General features: G+C 62.2%; 17 protein-coding genes. 10 read left to right on the forward strand and 7 right to left on the reverse strand.

What is annotated here, in order from left to right; translation table 11 throughout:
* Nucleotides 1–73 precede the first annotated feature (73 nt).
* On the reverse strand, nt 74–487 hold the full coding sequence (locus tag Q0094_RS07625; RefSeq protein ID WP_297617292.1) for a hypothetical protein: 414 nt from the start codon (nt 485–487) through the stop codon (nt 74–76).
* Nucleotides 488–568: 81 nt separating this feature from the next.
* On the opposite strand from Q0094_RS07625, the gene Q0094_RS07630 reads away from it, so the two are divergent.
* The gene (locus Q0094_RS07630; protein WP_297617295.1) at nt 569–1,774 is read left to right on the forward strand and encodes an FAD-dependent monooxygenase; all 1,206 of its coding nucleotides are present in this window, start codon (nt 569–571) and stop codon (nt 1,772–1,774) included.
* Between the two features lie 36 nt (nt 1,775–1,810).
* Here the strand turns inward: Q0094_RS07630 and Q0094_RS07635 are convergent, their stop codons facing one another.
* On the reverse strand, nt 1,811–2,782 hold the full coding sequence (locus Q0094_RS07635) for a cyclase family protein (protein ID WP_297617299.1): 972 nt from the start codon (nt 2,780–2,782) through the stop codon (nt 1,811–1,813).
* A 180-nt stretch (nt 2,783–2,962) separates the two neighbouring features.
* Between Q0094_RS07635 and Q0094_RS07640 the strand changes: the two genes are divergently transcribed.
* Nucleotides 2,963–3,454, forward strand: a complete 492-nt coding sequence (locus tag Q0094_RS07640; protein ID WP_297617302.1) for an OsmC family protein — start codon at nt 2,963–2,965, stop codon at nt 3,452–3,454.
* A complete protein-coding gene (locus tag Q0094_RS07645) occupies nt 3,439–4,134 on the forward strand; it encodes a TetR/AcrR family transcriptional regulator (protein WP_297617305.1) in 696 nt (231 codons plus the stop codon). Before Q0094_RS07640 ends, Q0094_RS07645 begins: the two co-directional genes overlap by 16 nt.
* A gap of 34 nt (nt 4,135–4,168) precedes the next feature.
* Here the strand turns inward: Q0094_RS07645 and Q0094_RS07650 are convergent, their stop codons facing one another.
* Both Q0094_RS07650 and Q0094_RS07655 read right to left on the reverse strand, forming a co-directional pair.
* A complete protein-coding gene (locus Q0094_RS07650; RefSeq protein ID WP_297617308.1) occupies nt 4,169–4,687 on the reverse strand; it encodes a redoxin domain-containing protein in 519 nt (172 codons plus the stop codon).
* Between the two features lie 22 nt (nt 4,688–4,709).
* Nucleotides 4,710–5,171 (reverse strand): OsmC family protein, encoded by a 462-nt coding sequence (locus Q0094_RS07655; protein ID WP_297617311.1) that lies wholly within the window; start codon nt 5,169–5,171, stop codon nt 4,710–4,712.
* Nucleotides 5,172–5,315: 144 nt separating this feature from the next.
* On the opposite strand from Q0094_RS07655, the gene Q0094_RS07660 reads away from it, so the two are divergent.
* Genes Q0094_RS07660 through Q0094_RS07670 form a run of 3 tightly spaced genes read left to right on the forward strand, consistent with a single transcriptional unit; the run spans nt 5,316 to nt 9,028 of the window.
* Nucleotides 5,316–6,164: an FAD binding domain-containing protein gene (locus tag Q0094_RS07660; protein ID WP_297617314.1), complete on the forward strand. Its 849-nt coding sequence runs from the start codon at nt 5,316–5,318 to the stop codon at nt 6,162–6,164.
* A gap of 3 nt (nt 6,165–6,167) precedes the next feature.
* A complete protein-coding gene (locus tag Q0094_RS07665) occupies nt 6,168–6,647 on the forward strand; it encodes a (2Fe-2S)-binding protein (RefSeq protein WP_297617317.1) in 480 nt (159 codons plus the stop codon).
* Nucleotides 6,644–9,028, forward strand: a complete 2,385-nt coding sequence (locus Q0094_RS07670; RefSeq protein WP_297617321.1) for a xanthine dehydrogenase family protein molybdopterin-binding subunit — start codon at nt 6,644–6,646, stop codon at nt 9,026–9,028. The genes Q0094_RS07665 and Q0094_RS07670 overlap by 4 nt, the downstream gene beginning before the upstream one ends.
* Nucleotides 9,029–9,076: 48 nt before the next feature.
* On the opposite strand, the gene Q0094_RS07675 is transcribed toward Q0094_RS07670, so the two are convergent.
* Together Q0094_RS07675 and Q0094_RS07680 are read right to left on the reverse strand one after the other, a co-directional pair.
* Nucleotides 9,077–9,961, reverse strand: coding sequence for a polysaccharide deacetylase family protein (locus Q0094_RS07675; RefSeq protein WP_297617324.1), 885 nt, complete (start codon nt 9,959–9,961; stop codon nt 9,077–9,079).
* 94 nt (nt 9,962–10,055) lie between these two features.
* Nucleotides 10,056–11,132, reverse strand: coding sequence for a C4-dicarboxylate TRAP transporter substrate-binding protein (locus Q0094_RS07680; RefSeq protein ID WP_297617327.1), 1,077 nt, complete (start codon nt 11,130–11,132; stop codon nt 10,056–10,058).
* Nucleotides 11,133–11,374: 242 nt separating this feature from the next.
* On the opposite strand from Q0094_RS07680, the gene Q0094_RS07685 reads away from it, so the two are divergent.
* The 4 genes from Q0094_RS07685 to pcaD all read left to right on the forward strand — a co-directional run bounded on the left by Q0094_RS07685 (nt 11,375) and on the right by pcaD (nt 15,308).
* Entirely contained in the window at nt 11,375–11,896 is a 522-nt protein-coding gene (locus Q0094_RS07685) for a TRAP transporter small permease (RefSeq protein WP_297617330.1), read from the forward strand.
* Nucleotides 11,897–11,920: 24 nt separating this feature from the next.
* Entirely contained in the window at nt 11,921–13,237 is a 1,317-nt protein-coding gene (locus Q0094_RS07690) for a TRAP transporter large permease (RefSeq protein WP_297617332.1), read from the forward strand.
* Between the two features lie 173 nt (nt 13,238–13,410).
* Nucleotides 13,411–14,517, forward strand: coding sequence for an LLM class flavin-dependent oxidoreductase (locus Q0094_RS07695; protein WP_297617335.1), 1,107 nt, complete (start codon nt 13,411–13,413; stop codon nt 14,515–14,517).
* The gene (gene pcaD, locus Q0094_RS07700) at nt 14,514–15,308 is read left to right on the forward strand and encodes a 3-oxoadipate enol-lactonase (protein WP_297617339.1); all 795 of its coding nucleotides are present in this window, start codon (nt 14,514–14,516) and stop codon (nt 15,306–15,308) included. The genes Q0094_RS07695 and pcaD overlap by 4 nt, the downstream gene beginning before the upstream one ends.
* 523 nt (nt 15,309–15,831) lie before the next feature.
* On the opposite strand, the gene Q0094_RS07705 is transcribed toward pcaD, so the two are convergent.
* Nucleotides 15,832–16,773 carry a LysR family transcriptional regulator gene (locus Q0094_RS07705; RefSeq protein ID WP_297617342.1) on the reverse strand — a complete coding sequence of 314 codons (942 nt, stop codon included), beginning with the start codon at nt 16,771–16,773 and terminating at the stop codon, nt 15,832–15,834.
* Between the last annotated feature and the right edge of the window lie 32 nt (nt 16,774–16,805).

Consider the following 16,805-nt stretch of genomic DNA (forward strand, 5'->3'; position numbering starts at 1 on the left):
GTCTTCGGCACGCTCAGCCTCGGGTTTGCCACGCTTGAGATGGGTGATCGCCATGGGCGCTAGTCCTTCGATGTCAGATCAGGGGCGCGTTCGCGCTGTCGAGAAATTCGACCGTGGTGAAGCACAGCACATCTTCACCAATATTTTCAAGGTCATGGGTCATGGATTGGCCAGCGTCAAAATGGTAATGCTGGGTCAGCCCAACATGATAGGTCACTTCGGCCACCTGACCATCCGCATAGCGTGACCGCGCACGCCCGGGGGTGGTCGCGGTCCAGAAATAATCCATCACATGGGTGTGGAAGGGTAGTCTTTCGCCGGGTTGAAGCTCGATCAACCAGACGCGCACGCGCTCAGTCTGGCTGACGATGCGGCTGCCGACCTGACCGTTCCTGCCGATGTTGTGTGCCAACTCCGCGCGCAGGGCAGGGGGCCAATGCGGTCCAGACAAGGCGCTGTCTTCGAGGGTGCTGGCGGTTTGCGACATTGTGGTCCCCGGCATCATCTTGCTAAGTTATAGCTTGATAAATAATTTTGCCTGCGGGGCATTGGCAAGAGGTTTTTGGGAATGACGCAGCGCGCGATCATCATCGGCGGCTCGATCGGGGGCCTGTTTGCGGCGGCGGCGCTGCGCGCGCGCGGCTGGCGCGTGAGCGTTCATGAGCGCAGCGATGTGCCGCTGGCCGGGCGTGGTGCGGGGATCGTTACGCATGATGTACTGAACGCGGCGCTTGCGGCCGTGGGGGCCGATCTGTCGAATCTGGGTGTGGCGATCACGCGCCGCGTCACCTTTGACCGCGACAGCACGCCGGTGCGCGATCTGGAGATGGCCCAGATCGTGACATCGTGGGACCGCGTCTTTCAGATGCTGCGCCAGTTGATGCCTGATGTCGATTATGTGCATGGCCGCCAGGTGACAGGCTATGTGCAGGGGCCGAATGCTGCCCGCGTGACCTTTGCCGAAGGGCCAGATGCCGAAGCTGACGTGATCATCGGTGCCGACGGATTCCGGTCGGCCATCCGCGCACAGATGCAGCCTTGGGTTCAGCCGGTCTATTCGGGTTATGTCGTCTGGCGCGCCGTTGCCGATGAGGCGGCACTCGACCCTGCGCTGTGCGCGCGATTTTTCGATGTCTTCGGCTTTTACCTGCCGCGCGGCATGCAGGTGATCGGCTATCCCATCGCGGGGGCTGGCAATGACCTGAGGCCCGGCCATCGGCGCTACAATCTGGTCTGGTACAAGCCCACCGATCCCGTCGAGCTTGACGATTGCCTGACCGATGCCGAGGGGCGCCATCATGCGATCTCGATCCCGCCGCCCCTCGTGCGGCCCGATGTGATCGACCGGGTGACGCGTACGGCCCATGACCATCTTCCGGCGGTCTTTGCCGACGTGCTGCGCGCGGCGGGTCGGCCGTTTCTGGCGCCCATCTATGACCATCTGTCGGATGGTTTTGCCCAGGGGCGCGTGGCCTTGTCGGGGGATGCGGCCTGTGTCGCGCGCCCTCATGTGGGCATGGGCGTGACCAAGGCAGCGCAAGATGCCTTGGCCCTTGCCCGGCATCTGGACGGCGCCCAGGATATCGAGGCGGCGCTGGCGGCCTATTCCGCCGAACGGGTGCCCGCCGCCCAGATGGCAATGACCCGCTCGCGGCGGCTGGGCTCATACATGCTGGAGGGGGGGCAGGGGACCAATCCCGATGGCCGGTCAAATCCGCATCTCGATGAGATCATGCGCCTGACGGCGGTCGCCGATTTCTCGGGCGGGGCCTGATGAAAAGGGGGGCGCGTTGGCCCCCCCTTTGCCGTGTCACTTGATCGCTTGCGGGTTGATGGGGGAGCCCGCCGCCCCCGGAATATGCAGGGGGGGTGCGGTAAAGAAGAACTCGTAGACGCCATCCTCGGCGCAATCGGCGGCAAGCTCCTTGACGTAAAAGATCTCGCCCATGGCCACGCCGATGGCGGGAATGACCACCCAATGCCATGGCTGGTTGGCTTCGTCGCTTTCATTGGGGCGCACCTCGCAGCCCCAGGTGTCGGCGCAGATCGCCGCGATATCATGGGCCTTGATCCAGCGCGCCGTCTCAAAGGCCAGACCGGGCGCATCGCCGCCCGCATAGCCCGACCAGTTGCCGCTGGCCAGACAGCGTTCCTGATGGCCGGTTCGCACGATCACGAAATCGCCCTTGCGGATCGCCACGCCCTGGGCGGCCGCACATCCATCCAGATCGTCATTGGTGATCGCATAGCCATCGGGCAGGCTGTCCAGCCCCTTCCAGCGCGCGATATCCAAAAGCACGCCGCGCCCCACCATCTTGTCGCGATAGTTTTCCACGCCCAGACGCTTGGCGCCGTTCACCGTCACCTCGGTGGCAAGATAGCCGTTGTACATCTTGTCATCGAGAAAGATGTGGCAGAGCGCATCCCATTGGGTCGAGCCCTGACAAGGCATGTTGATCGCGTCATCGGCGTAGCGCAGATAGGCCCGCCCATCGCCATCTTGCTCGCCAGTGACCGCATCGGTGCCGGTGGCCAGCATCTGGTGGATCAGGTTCCAGCGCCCGCCAAACAGGCCCGACTGGATCTTTTGCTTGAGATCAAGCCCAAGCGCAAAGGTCTTGCCTTTGCGGATCAGCTTGGCGGCCTCCACGATGTCGTGCGGGGTGACGTTGTTGACCGTGCCAAGCTGGTCATCATCACCCCAGCGCCCCCAATTCGACAGCTCTTTGGCCGTAGCGTAGATGTCGGCCCGCGTGATCGTGGGCCGTGATGGATTGGCCATGATTTTCCTCCCCGTTCGCTGGTTATTTATCGATTGAAAAATAACAACGCTCCGCTTGTCAATCGTAGGGCGCACGAGATGTGCAAAATAGATGATCAGTTGATAAATTTTCGCGTCGGCGTCACAGTCACAGGGGGTCGCATGTGGTGCGGCCGCGCTCGCTCGCAAAAGGAAATCGATATGACGACGCCGCCCATCAAACGATTCGACGTGATTTTCCAAGGGCATGGCCGTGCCAGCGGCAAGATGCGCAATGACATTTCCGTCGATTGGCCGATGATGAAGGAAAGCTTTGATCTGGCCACCGATGAGGGGCCGTTTCACGGCGGCGATGGCACGGCGCCGCCGCCCCTGGCCCTGTTCACCGCCGCCTTGACGGGGTGCATCATGACCCAGATCCGGGCCTTTGCCAAACGGCTGTCGATCACGATCGACCGGCTGGATGTGCATGCCAGGATGCATTGGCAGGGCGAACAGATGGGCAATGACCCTTACGTAACGGCACCTGTCGCCTTCGGTCTCGACATCGAAATCGAGTCATCTGCGACACAAGATGAACTCTGCCATCTGCTTGATTGCGCACGAAAAGGATGTTTCATTGAGCAAAGTCTGGCGCAAGGTGTGATTGTCGAACACAGGCTGAAAACAGGGGATACATGGCTAAGGATGTAAGCGCTGATAACCCGCTCAACGAGGTCGGGCACAGTTTGACCGCCGCCGCCCCTCGGCGGCGCCTGTCCTATGACGAGCGGCGCGCGGAATTCGTGTCGATGGCGATCGAGTTTTTTGCCCAGGAGGGCTTTGAAAGCTCGACCCGCGGGCTGGCACGGCGGCTCAATGTCACCCAGCCGCTGCTTTACCGCTATTTCCCCTCAAAGGATGATCTGATCGCCGAGGTCTATGAAGCGGTCTATGTGCAGCGCTGGCGCGACGAATGGGGGCGGCTGCTGGCGGACCGCTCGCGCCCGGTGCGCGATCGCATGATCGAGTTCTACCATGCCTATACGGATGCCATCTTCAACGACGACTGGATGCGGATTTTTCTGTTCTCGGGGCTCAAGGGCGTGGGTATCCACGGGCAATATCTGGGCATCGTCCGTGAGCGGATCATCGAAACGATGCTGACCGAGATGCTGCATGAGCGCGGGCTTGCCGTTGCGCCACTCACCGAAGAAGAAATCGAGTTCGGCTGGACGATGCATGGCGGCATCTTTTACTACGGCGTGCGGATGCTGATCTACAAATCCTCGGTTCTCAACAACAAAACCTTTGTCATCGAGTCGGTCGTCGACAGCTGGCTGTCACAGATCGACAGCATTCACGCCCGCGCCCGCGCCCGCGCCGAAGGATAAGCGCGGGCGGCAGTGTTTGGGTGGCGCGCCCGTCTCAGGCCCGGGTGCCGCGCGGCGGATAGCCCGCCTTGACCGCGCCGAGCTTGGACAAAAGCAGATCCAGATCAGGCCGCGCAAAGGGCATGTTGGCGATGTCGATCAGGTAGAGCTTGCCATCGGGCAAGACCCAGAACAGGCCGGGTTCGGCAAAGATCGCCGCTTCCGCTTCCTTGATCGAGGCCGACACCCAAAGGCCCCAAGCCTGCGCTGTGGCCTCGCTCATGCCATAGGCGATGGGCAGGTGATCGAGCGCCCACTCCGCCTTTGCCGACGCGGCGCGTTCGGCGCTGTCCATCGACACGGCCACCAGCGACACGCCTTGCGCTGCGAAATCGGCGGCAAGCGCGTTGAGCTTTTGCAGATATCCCTTGCACACCGGGCAGTGATAGCCGCGATAGACCACGATCATCGACAGAAGCGCGGGCGTTTGCGCCGCCAGATCCCACGTTCCGCCGCCCGCAAGCGGCAGCGTCAGGGCCGGGGTCATCTGGCCGGGGGTCAGTTTTGGTGACATGTTTTCGGTTCCTTTATGGGCCTTAAAGCGGCCGTGTCGTCCAGTTTTCGGTGATGCTCACGCCGCTGCCGCGCAGCACCTTGGCGATCGGGCAGAACTTGGCAAGATCGGATTGCAGCGCGGCCAGTTGTGCGGGGGTGGCATCGGTGGCCACAGAGATGTCCATCACGATGTTGCTGAAGGGCTGGTCGAGTTCTTCCTCAAGCATGGTGCCAAGCCGGTTGAAATCGGCACTCAGGCTGATGTTCATCGCCTCAAGCGTGATGCCCATCTTGTGTGCGATCCGGCTTGAGATGACATTGGTGCATCCCATCAAGGCAGACATGATCGTCTCGGTCGGTGTCAGGCCAAGATCGGTGCCACCGCGGGCTTCGGGTTCATCGATGATGCCCTGCACGCCGCGCGCTTGCACGACCATGCGCGCATGGGTTTCGCCGCTGCCTTGCAAGGCCATCTTGACGGTGGTCTTCTGCTTGATTGCCATGTCGGCCCCAAATTTTTCGGTTGACGTTATTTATAGCGCGATAAATTAATGGCTAAGGACAGTTGCGCATGCGTGCAAGTCCGATGTTGTGCGCGCACGCCGCATCCGGTGTGCAAAGGTGCACGACCCAAGGGGGAGGGAGCGATGAAGGCAGCCGATTTTGCCTATCGGCGTCCGGCCGATCTGGCGGGCGCATTGGCGATCTTGTCGGCCGAGGAGGGTGACATCGCCCCCTTGGCGGGTGGGCAAAGCCTGATGCCGATGATGAATTTCCGTATCGCGCAACCCACCATGCTTTTGGATCTGGCGGATGTGGCCGAATTGCGCGGCGTCACGGCGGGGCCGGATGGTCTTCGGATCGGGGCGATGACGCGCTATGTGCAACTGGCCGCCGATCCCTTGGTCACGCAAGGCGCGCCGCTGATCGGGTTGGCTTTGCCGCATATCGCGCATGCCGCCATCCGCAACCGGGGCACCATCGGCGGTTCGGTCGCCCTGGCCGATCCCGCGGCCGAAATGCCCGCGCTTTTGCTGGCAATGGCTGCCCGGATCGAGCTGGTTTCCCTGAGCGGACGCCGGGTTGTTGCCGCTGATGATTTCTTTCTGGGCCTTTATGAAACCGCGCGTGCCCCCGATGAACTGGTGGCCGCGATCCATATTCCGGCCGATGCCAGCCGCCGCCGTGTGGGGTTCTACGAATTGGCCCGGCGGCATGGCGATTACGCCATGGCGGGGGTGGCCCTCACAGCGGGTGGCGCCACGGGGCAGCCGCTTGCCAGCCCACGCATCGCCTTTTTCGGCCTGTCGGATCGTGCCGTGCGCGCAACCGGGGCCGAAGCGGCGCTCAAGGATGCGCAGCCGGCCGGCGACACGCTGGGTGCTGCGGTCGATAGCCTGTCGGCGCTGCCCATCAATGGGGATCTGCATGCGCCACCCGATGTGAAACTGAAACTCGCGGGCGTCGTTTTGCGCCGCGCGCTCGCAGGGATGTAAGCCATGCCCGAGACCCGAGACATCACCCTGACCGTCAACGGCGAGACCGTCACCGCCACGGTGCCCGTGCGCCTGAACCTTGTCGATTTCCTGCGCAACAGCCTTGGTCTGACGGGGAGCCATGTGGGCTGCGAGCATGGCGTTTGCGGGGCTTGCACGCTGGATGTGGATGGCGCGACCACGCGCGGATGTCTGATGCTGGCGGTGCAGGCCGATGGTTGCACCATCACGACCGTCGAAGGCTTGCCGGCTCACGGCATGGCGGGCGCATTGCGCGCGGCCTTCACCGAGCGCAATGCGCTGCAATGCGGGTTTTGTACGCCGGGCATGCTGGCCTCGGCGCTGGAATACATCGGCGCGGGCGGCGCGGCGGACCGCACGGCCATTCGTGAACATCTGTCGGGCAATTATTGCCGCTGCACCGGCTATCAATCCATCGTCGATGCCGTCTGCGACGTGATCGAGGGGAGGGCGCGGGCATGAGCGGACCCAAATTGAGCTTCGATCAACCCAACCGCTATATCGGCCAGCCCGTGCCGCGCGCGGATGCGCAGCGCCTGTTGATGGGGCGGGGACGTTTTGTCGACGACATGCAGGCCCCCCGCATGGTGCATGCGGCCTTTTTGCGATCCCCCGTGGCCCACGGGCGCATCGTATCGCTCGATGTTGCGGCAGCGCGACGCATGCCCGGTGTCGTGGCCGTGATCACTGGCGCGGATCTGGTTGGCGTGGTCGAACCCTATGTGGGTGTTCTGAGCCATCTGGCCGGCCTGCGGTCGGCGCCGCAGATGCCCATGGCCGTGGGGCGCGTGCGCTGGCAAGGGGAACCCGTTGCGATGGTTCTCGCGCAAAGCCGCGCCGAGGCCGAGGATGCGGTGGCCGAGATTCATCTGGATCTGGAGGATCTGCCCGCCGCGACCGATATGGAACGCGCCCTTGATCCCGATGCGCCGGTGATCCACCCCGAATTCGGATCGAACCTGGCGTGGACGCGCACGGTGAATGTGGGCGATGTGGATGCCGCGCTCAAGGGTCAGGACATCACCATCGTCGAACGCGAGTTCCGCTTTGGCCGGCACACCGGCGTCACGCTCGAGGCACGCGCGACCTTGGTCGAATACGACCCCGCCGAAGATCAGCTGACCGTGCTGTATTCCGGTCAGGCCCCACATATGATGCAGTTCATTTTTGCCAAACATTTTGGTATGTTGGAAGAAAATGTTCGCGTTATTTCTCAGGATGTGGGCGGATCTTTCGGCATCAAGATCCATACCTATGGTGACGAAATCGCGGCGGCGGCGGCGGCGCGCATGCTGGGCCGTCCGGTGAAATTCGTGGCCGATCGGTTCGAGAGCTTCATGACCGATATCCATGCCCGCGACCACGCCGTGCGGGGCCGCATGGCGGTCGGTCGCGCGGGCCATATCGTGGCGCTTGATTTCGACGATGTGACCGGGATCGGGCCTTATTCGATGTATCCGCGCACCTCGGCGATCGAGGCCAATCAGGTGCTGAACCTGACGGGGGCGCCCTATGTCGTGCCCAATTACCGTGCAACATCCAAGGTGGTGTTCCAGAACAAGACGCTGATGTGCCAATACCGCGCGGTGGGCCATCCCATCGCCATGGCGATCTGCGATGGCCTGCTCGAGGAAGCCGCCGCCGCCATCGGCATGGACCCGGTGGAAATCCGTCGCCGGAACCTGATGCGCGACGACAGCTATCCGCGCACCTCTGCCTCGGGGATGAAGCTCGATGATCTGTCGCATCAAAAGGCGCTCGAAAAGCTGGTCGAGATGATGGATTACGCCCGATTGCGCGAAAATCAGGCCCGGCTGCGCCAACAGGGCATCCATCGCGGCATCGGGTTCGTGTCGATGGTTGAGGTCACGAACCCCAGCCCGATGTTCTACGGCATCGGCGGCGCGCCGATTGCCAGCCAGGATGGCGCGACCGTGCGGCTTGATGCGGGCGGGGGGGTGCATGTGTCATCCTCCGTCACCGAACAGGGGCAGGGCACGAATGCGATCTTGCAACAGATCGTGGCCGGTGTGCTGGGGGTCGATATCGCCCGGGTCAAGGTGACCACGGGTGACACGCGCACCACGCCCTATGGCGGGGGCACATGGGCGTCACGCGGGGCGGGGATCGGGGGTGAAGCGGCCTTGCTGGCAGCCCAGGCGCTCAAGGAACAGGTGCTGGATGTCGCCGCCGTGATCTTGCAGACGCAGGCGGACAAGCTCGATGTCGCGGACGGGTCGGTTGTGGATGCTGGCGGCGGGGCTGCACGCATGACGCTGTCTGATCTGGCGCGCACGGTCTATTACCGCGGCAACGAACTGCCGTCCGACATGAAACCCGAACTGGTGGCGACCCGCCATTACCGTGTCACCGACATGCCCTTTGTCTTCACCAATGGCGCCATGGCCGCCGAGGTCGAGGTCGATGTCGAAACCGGCTTTGTGCGGGTCGTCAATTTCTGGGCGGTGGAGGATTGCGGGCGTGTGATCAACCCGCGTCTGGTCGATGAACAGGTGCGTGGCGGCGTGGTGCAGGGGATCGGTGGCGCGCTTTATGAGGAATGCCTCTATTCCGAGGATGGCCAGCTTTTGACCACGACCATGGCCGATTATCTGGTGCCCATGGCCGCCGAGATGCCCGACATCCATGTCGCCCATATCGAGACACCCACCAAGACGTCGATCCTTGGTGCCAAGGGCGCGGGCGAAGCGGGCACGGGCGGTGCGCCCGCGGCCGTGATGAATGCGGTCAATGATGCGCTGCGCCCCTTGGGGGCATCCATTTTCCAGATGCCGATGACGCCTGCGCGGGTTCTGGCCGCCTTGGGCCGCGCGGGTCACTGAACCATCCTCCCCGCGCGGGGCGATGCCGCGCGGGGGTTTTTGGGGCGCTCAGCCCTTGGCGATGCGGGCCATTTCGCCGCGATACCAATCCCCGATCTGCGATGCGGTCATCCAGACGGCGCCGTCATGGGCGCCGACATGGTCCAGCAACGCCTCAAGGTACTTGATCCGGTGCGGCACGCCGGTGATGTAGGGATGGATGGAAATCGCCATGATGCGGGCATTGTCGGCCCCTTCGGCGTACAGCCGGTCGAACTGATCGCGGCCCCGGATCAGAAATTCCTCGGACACATGGCCTTGCAGCGCATGCACCGCGATATCGTTGGTCTCGACGGTGTAGGGAATGGTCGTGATCTGGCCATGGGGGGTGTCGATATCTTGTGGCAGATCATCAATCACCCAATCGGCCACATATTCGATGCCGTATTTCCGCAAGAGATCCAGCGTTTCGGCGGTTTCGGTCAGGCCGGGGCTTTCCCATGAGCGCGGCGGCTTGCCGGTGAATTTGGTGATCATCTCGACCGCGTCGCGGATCGCACCCTCCTGGTCGGCCAGCTTGTGCATCGGGCCTTGCAGATAGCCGTGGCCCATGAATTCCCAGCCTGCGTCAAGGGCGGCTTGCGCCACGCGGGGGTAGGCTGCGCAGACATGGCCATTGATCGCCAAGGTGGTGGGGATCTTGCGGTCGGTCAGCGCCTTCCACTGACGCCAAAAGCCAGAGCGCATGCCGTATTCATGCCATGACCAGTTTGGCACGTCGGGCAACAGCGGCTGTCCCATCGGCGGCGGCAGCACGGTGCGCGGCATCGGGTTTTCGATGCGCCATTCCTCAACGTTCAAGATGATCCACACGGCCAACCTCTTGCCGTCCGGCAAGTGCAGGCGGGGGCGATCGACGATGGCTTGGTAGGGGATACGATCGGTCAGGGACAAGGCGATGATCCTTTGCAATCAGCGGCCCTGATCGGGCCTTGGTCAAAACGAAAGCGGGGGGCCCGAAAGGCCCCCCACCAGGGTTCGTGACGGATCATTCCAGCGTGTATTCAAAGGGCCAGGCATATCCCAGATCAGCCACCGCCTTCAGGTAGAGGCCCATCACCTCGGTGCCTGGCAAGCCACGGGTGTTGGCTTCTGCGATCTGCTGACGGGGGAATTGCGCCATCGATGCTGCCCATTCCGTGCGCGTCTCTTGCGACAGTTCGGTGATGATCGCGCCTGCGTCTTTCAGACCGGTCAGGCCGGCCGCCTGGCGGCCGTCAAGCGAGGCACCAGAACCGGCTTCGTAGGCCGCACCGACTTCGCGGATGATCTGCTGCACTTCGGCCGGCATTGCCGCGAGGCTGCGGGTGTTCATGGTCAAGACGTTGACCGCCATCGCGCCAAAGCCAACCAGCGTGTAGTAGGGCGCGGGCTCGTAATACTTGAAGCCCAGATAGGCCGAGGGGAACATCAGCCAGCCGTTATAGACGCCCGTCTGCAGCGACAGATAGCCCTCGGGCAGGGTCGATTGCACGGGAACTGCGCCCGCGAATTCCAGCCACGGAAGGTTCGGACCCGCGCCGCCAACCTTTACGCCCTGAAGATCGGCGATGGTTTCCCAAGGATCGGTGGTGCCGAGGTGGTAGTTGTCCCAACCATGCAGGCCGAGCATTTCCTGACCATATTGGCTGGAGAACTGTTCGGTCAGCCATGGCACCTGATCATAGACGGCGCGCACGGCGGCCACTTGTTCGGACGAGCTTTGCGGACCAAAGGGCGCCCAGTAGGGGAAGTTGTGCAAGAACAGCTTGGCGGTCTCGAAGCACATGCAATAGGCGCCAATATCGAGGATGCCATCTTGCACCGCTTCCAGCGTGTCAGCCACGCCGACGATGGCGCCACCGTAGCCTTGTACGAATTCGATCTCGTGATCGGTTTCCTCAGACACCCGCCGCACGACTTCGGGCACGAAGAAATTGGCAACGTCTGACACATAGACCGAAGGCCCATCCGGATGGCCCGAGCCGATGCGCAAAGTGAAAGTATCGGCCAGAGCGGCACTGGCGCCAAGAGCGATCACGCCCGTGGCCAAGGCACTCGACGTGGCCAAGGTTCTGATATTCATACGATTTCCTCCCGATTTTTGGTACCTTGGTGTTGCAAGCAGCCAGCGTCCCGGACTCTTTCACACCGCAGTGTGCCGAATTTATCGGTCGCTAAACAGCGGCTTCATCTCCACATAGAATCAATTATTGGTCAAGGTGCTCATTAATTTATCGAATGCTAAATTGTGCTTGACGGGGTGAGACAACCCGGTAGCGTTAGCCTTCAGGGAGAGGTTCTTGCCGCAAGGCATAGGGGGGGACGATGCTTGGCACCATTCGCGCGGCGCGGGTGATCCATCTTGTATCGGCATTTTGGGTCATAGGCCTGGCGCTTTTGATCTTTGCCGATGTGATCGGTCGCGGCGTCTTGTCAACACCGGTGCGGGGCACCAAGGAAATCATCCAGAATTCCATCGTCTGCATTGCGTTCCTCCAATTGCCACTGGCCATTTTTTCGGGGTCGATGCTGCGCACGTCGATCTTTTCGGACGCCTTGGGGCCAACGGGGCGGCGGATGCTGCGCACGCTGACCGGGTTGATGGGTTTGGCGGTGTTCCTGGGCATTCTCTACAGCACATGGCCCAATTTCACCTCGGCCTATCGCATCGGTGAATACGAGGGCGAAGGGGCGTTGCGCATTCCCGTCTGGCCGGTGCGCGGTCTGGTGGCCGCGATGTCGCTCTTTGCGGCCTGGGCCTATCTTTCGATGATCATCCTCGATTGGCGCGGAAAGCTGATCGACGAATTGGAAGCTCCGGGGTCTTTGCCCGAAAGCGAAGCCTGAGCAACGACAGAAAGAAACGAAACAATGGGTGGTGATATCGTTCTTTGGATGCTGGGTCTGCTGATCGTTCTGATCATGCTGGGCACGCATATCGGGTTGGCGCTGGCCTTGTGCTCGGGCATTGGGGTCTGGCTGATGATGGGCCGGTTCGAAATTGCCTTGTCGGTGTTGGGAAACACCGCCTATGAGGCGGTGCGCAAGGATATCTTTGCGGTGATCCCGCTCTTTGTCTTGATGGGCGATGTCATATCGCGATCGGGGGCTGCGGGGGATTTGTACCGTATCTGTGATCGCGGCCTGCGTCGCCTGCCGGGGCGCCTGGCGATTGCGACCATCGCGGGCAACACGATCTTTGCCGCCGTCACCGGTGTGTCGATTGCCGCCGCCGCCGCATTTTCACGCATTGCCTACCCCGAGATGAAGCGCGCGGGCTACAAACAGACCTTTTCGGTCGGCGTGGTGGCGGGTTCGGCCTGTTTGGGGATGCTCATTCCGCCGTCGATCTTGCTGATTGTCTGGGCCGTGCTGACGGAACTCAGCGTGGGCGCCTTGTTCATCGCGGGGATCGTGCCGGGGATTTTGCTTGCGCTCTTGTTTGCGGGCTATGTGATCATCGCCGCCTGGTGGCGCCCCGAAATCGCGCCCGCCTTTGACGCACCTCTGGTGCAAGCCGGGGCCGCAGAACGCCGGGCCGAGATGATCGGGGGGTTTGGTATTCTTGGCCTGATCTTCCTGGTGATCGGCGGTCTGTGGTTTGGCATGTTCACCCCTACGGAAGCAGCCGGTTTTGGCGCGCTGGGCGCGCTCTTGATCGGCTTTCTCAAGGGGATGCGCGGGCGCGGCATGCTCAACGCCATCTTTCAGGCGGGCCGCACGACCGCGCCGATCCTGTTCTTGCTGATCACCGCACAGATGTATTCCCGGCTTTTGGCCATGGGGGGCGCGGTGAACTATATCCAAGGCATGTTCATGGGCATCGGGCTTGAGCCGTGGATGGTGATCGCGCTGATGATGGCGATCTGGATCGTTCTTGGCATGTTGATCGATTCAGTCTCGATCATCTTGCTGACCGTTCCGATCTTTGCGCCGATGGCCATGGCGTTGGGCTTTGACCCGATTGCCTTTGCCATCTTTGGCATTCTGGTGATCGAAGCGGGGCTTCTGACGCCGCCCTTTGGCATTCTGGTCTATACGGTCAAGGGGGCCTTGCCCGACAAGACCGTCACCTTGGGTGCGATCTTCAAGGGTGCGACCCCCTACTTCGTTCTCATCCTTGTGGCCTCGCTCATGGTGCTGACGATGCCATGGCTGGCGACATGGCTGCCCAAGGTCATGCTCTGACGCCAAAGGGCCGTGACGATCCCTATCGCCGCGCGGGGAAAACCTTGCGCGGCGTTCTGGTTTCCTCTGCCGGCAGAACTATCCGATTTCATGATGGAAACTGTCATCTGTTATTATTTTTCCGCAGCGAAATTTCGTCCTAGGTAACGTGCATCATTGAGGGAGATTTTGTCATGGAACTGGGCTTTTTCACGATGCCGATCCATCCGGTCGACAAGGATTGGCGGCAATCCTTGGCAGAGGACCGCGAGGCGTTCTTGCTGGCCGATGAGCTTGGATATCAGGAAGCCTATGTGGGCGAGCATGTGACCGATGCCGCCGAAAACATCACCTCTTCTTCGGTGTTCATTGCCTATCTTGCAGCGGCGACCAAGCAGATCCGGCTTGGCACAGGCACCTTCAACATGCCCAACAACCACCCCGCCGCCATCGCCGCACAGGCCGCCATGCTCGATCACATGCTCGATGGCCGCTTCATCCTGGGGATTTCTCCGGGCGGGCTTGCGTCGGATGCCGAGGTGTTTGGCAATCTCGACCGCGACCGGCCGGCAATGTTTCTGGAAAGCATCAACATGGTGCTGAAGATCTGGGAATCCGAGGCCCCCTATGACATCAAGGGCGAATTCTGGAACATCTCGACGGCGCGCACGCAACTGACCGAAATCGGCCAGGGCATCATGCCCAAGCCGTTGCAGCGCCCGCACCCGCCCATCGTGGTCACGGCCGTCGCGCCCTTTTCCAATGGCGTGACCGAGGCCGCCGCGCGTGGCTGGGAACCGATCAGCGCCAACTTCTTGATGCCGCAATGGGTCAAAAGCCATTGGCCGAAATATGTCGAAGGCTGCGCCCGTGCGGGCCGCCCCGCGGATCCGGCCAATTGGCGCGTGGCCAAGTCGATCTTCGTGGCCGACGACATGGACACCGCGCGGCGCTATGCGACCGACCCCGACAGCCCCTATCGTTTCTACTACAGCCAGCTTCTGACCAAGATGCGCAAGCACAACCGCCTGGCCCTGTTCAAGGAATACAAGGATCAACCCGATGATGAGGTCACGCTTGATCATGTCTGCAACCGGCTGATCATCTGGGGCACCCCTGACAAGGTGGCCGATGAGCTTTTGGCCTTCCGTGAAGATGTGGGGCAGTTCGGCGTGCTGCTTTATGCAGGCAAGGATTGGGCTGACCCTGTTCTTGGGCGGCGTTCCATGCGGCTTTTGGCCGAAGAGGTGCAACCGCGCGTCAACAGCGCCGAAGCGGCATCGCGGGCGGCGGCGCAATGACCGCTGGCCGGGTCGATCTGGGCGCCATTACCCTCAATTGCCGTGTGGATGGGGCAGAGGGTCGCGATTGGTTGATCTTGTCCAATTCCCTGGGCGCGACCATGGCGATGTGGGAAGACCAGATGCCGGCGCTCAGCGCGCGCTATCGTGTGCTGCGCTATGACACGCGCGGCCATGGGCAGAGCGACGCGCCCGAAGGCCCCTACAGCTTTGCCGATCTGACCGGCGATGTGGTGGCGCTGATGGATCACTTCGGGATCGAGCGCACGGCCTTCATGGGGCTGTCGATGGGGGGCATGACGGGCTTGGGGCTGGCCATCGACCACGCCCCGCGCGTCAGCCGCGTGGTCTGTGCCGATGGCCGCGCCGACGCGCCCGAAGGGTTTCGCACCATGTGGGACACCCGCATTGCCCGCGTGCGCGAAGGGGGGCTGGCCGCCATCGTGCAAGGCACCGTGGAAAGCTGGCTGACCGAAGCGTGGCGTATCGCCAACCCCGACCGCGTGACCGCGATTGCGCAGATGGTGCAATCCAACAATCCCGAGGGCTATGTCGCCTGTTGTCTGGCCCTCAAGGATCTCGATTACCTCAAGCGCTTGCCACAGGCTGGGGTGCCGATCCTGTATGTCGGCGGCGATCAAGATCGCGGCGCAGCCCCCGAAGTGATGCAGGCCATGGCCGATGCGACCCCTGGCGGTGTCTATCGCCAGATCGCGGGGGCAGCCCATGTCGCCAACATCAACGCGCCCGAGGCGTATCTGGACGCCATTGCCGATTTCTTTGAGCTTTGAGGTGTAAAGCCCGGCCCCCGCGCCTTTGGCTGCGCAGGGGCCGGGTGATCTGCCTTGCGGATCATGGCATCGGCAACCACGATATTCTGGATCATCGTGACCGCGGAATAGCCGTAGGGCGCGTGGCCGTCGATCGCGTCCACAAAGGCATCACGATTGGCCAGAACGCTGTCGGCCCAGTCGAAACTGGTCCGCTTTATGTCGTAAAGGCCGCGGTCGATCTGCACCTCTGCCTGACCGCATGCCGTGTCGGGATGGCTGGGGTTGCGTCATGATGGCCGGCGTCTGGCTTGACCAAACAGGACCGCATGGACTGCAGCAGGCCCACCCAAACGCCGCGCCATGTGCTGGGCTCACCAGCCAAATCCCACCAAAATGGCATCCATCATCGGATACCCCCCGACCAGCCCTGCCGTGCCCGAATGTCGGGCCGCAACTCGGGCAGGGGCCAAAGGAAACAACGCGCCTTGCATCAGCGTTTCGCATGGCGCGCTTCGGCTTGCAGGACAGGGCGCAAACGCCCCTAGGCTGCGGCGGTATTGTCCCAATCCGCAATAATCTGCGCCGTGGATTGCCCGATCTGCTCGGCCAAAAGACGCGCGGCCCGCGACAGGGTCATCTCGGCTTTTTGCACCATGACGTAATCGATCGTCATCGGCGGATCGGAAATCGGGTTGAGCCAGCGCGCAGCCCCCGCCCGGTCGGCATGGCAGATCGCAGATGGCAAGATTGCCACCCATTGCGATTGGGCGATGATCTCGATGGTGGCCAGCATCCCGTCCATTTCCATCATGTCGGCCAAATGCACGCCATGCGCCTTGAGCGCGGATTCGATGCGATTGCGGCGGACGTTCTGGGCTGATGGCACAATCAGCCGCTGACCTTCGAGCGCGCCCAGCGGCACCTCGACCAGATGGGCAGGCCCCCCCAACTGGCCGGGTGCCGACAAAATCATCTCTCGGTCGCGGCCGACAAAGCGCGCGGTCAGCCCGGCGGGCAATTCGCCTGCGGGCACCACCGCAAACTCGATTTCGCCGGCCATCACCCGGTTCAACAGGCTGCCCGAATATTCTTCGACCAGCGACAGTTCCACGCCCGACGCGTCTTTGCGAAACTCTTCCAAAGCGGCGCCCAAGACCGAGCGCGTCAGTGTCGGGATCATGCCGAACCGCACCAGCCCGGCGGGCGCGCTGCCCATTTCCTCGACCTTCTTTTCGATGGCGATCAGGCGCTTGAGGATCGCCTGACCCTCGGCATAGACGACCTGTCCGGCCGAGGTCAGGGCAAATTTCTTGCGTTGGCGCACCAGAAGATCGGCGCCGACCCGCAATTCCAGATTGCGCACTTGGGTCGACATGCCCGACTGGGTCGCATTTTCGCGCTTTGCGGCGCGTGAAAAGGATTGCTCCTCATAGACCGCGATAAAGGCCCTGAGCGCGCGGATCGAGATTTTCGGCATCGTCATGATGGTATCCAAAATCTGAAAAGCGTATTTGA

It is taken from the genome of uncultured Roseicyclus sp., assembly GCF_937892565.1.
In the GTDB taxonomy this organism is placed as follows: Bacteria; Pseudomonadota; Alphaproteobacteria; order Rhodobacterales; family Rhodobacteraceae; genus Roseicyclus.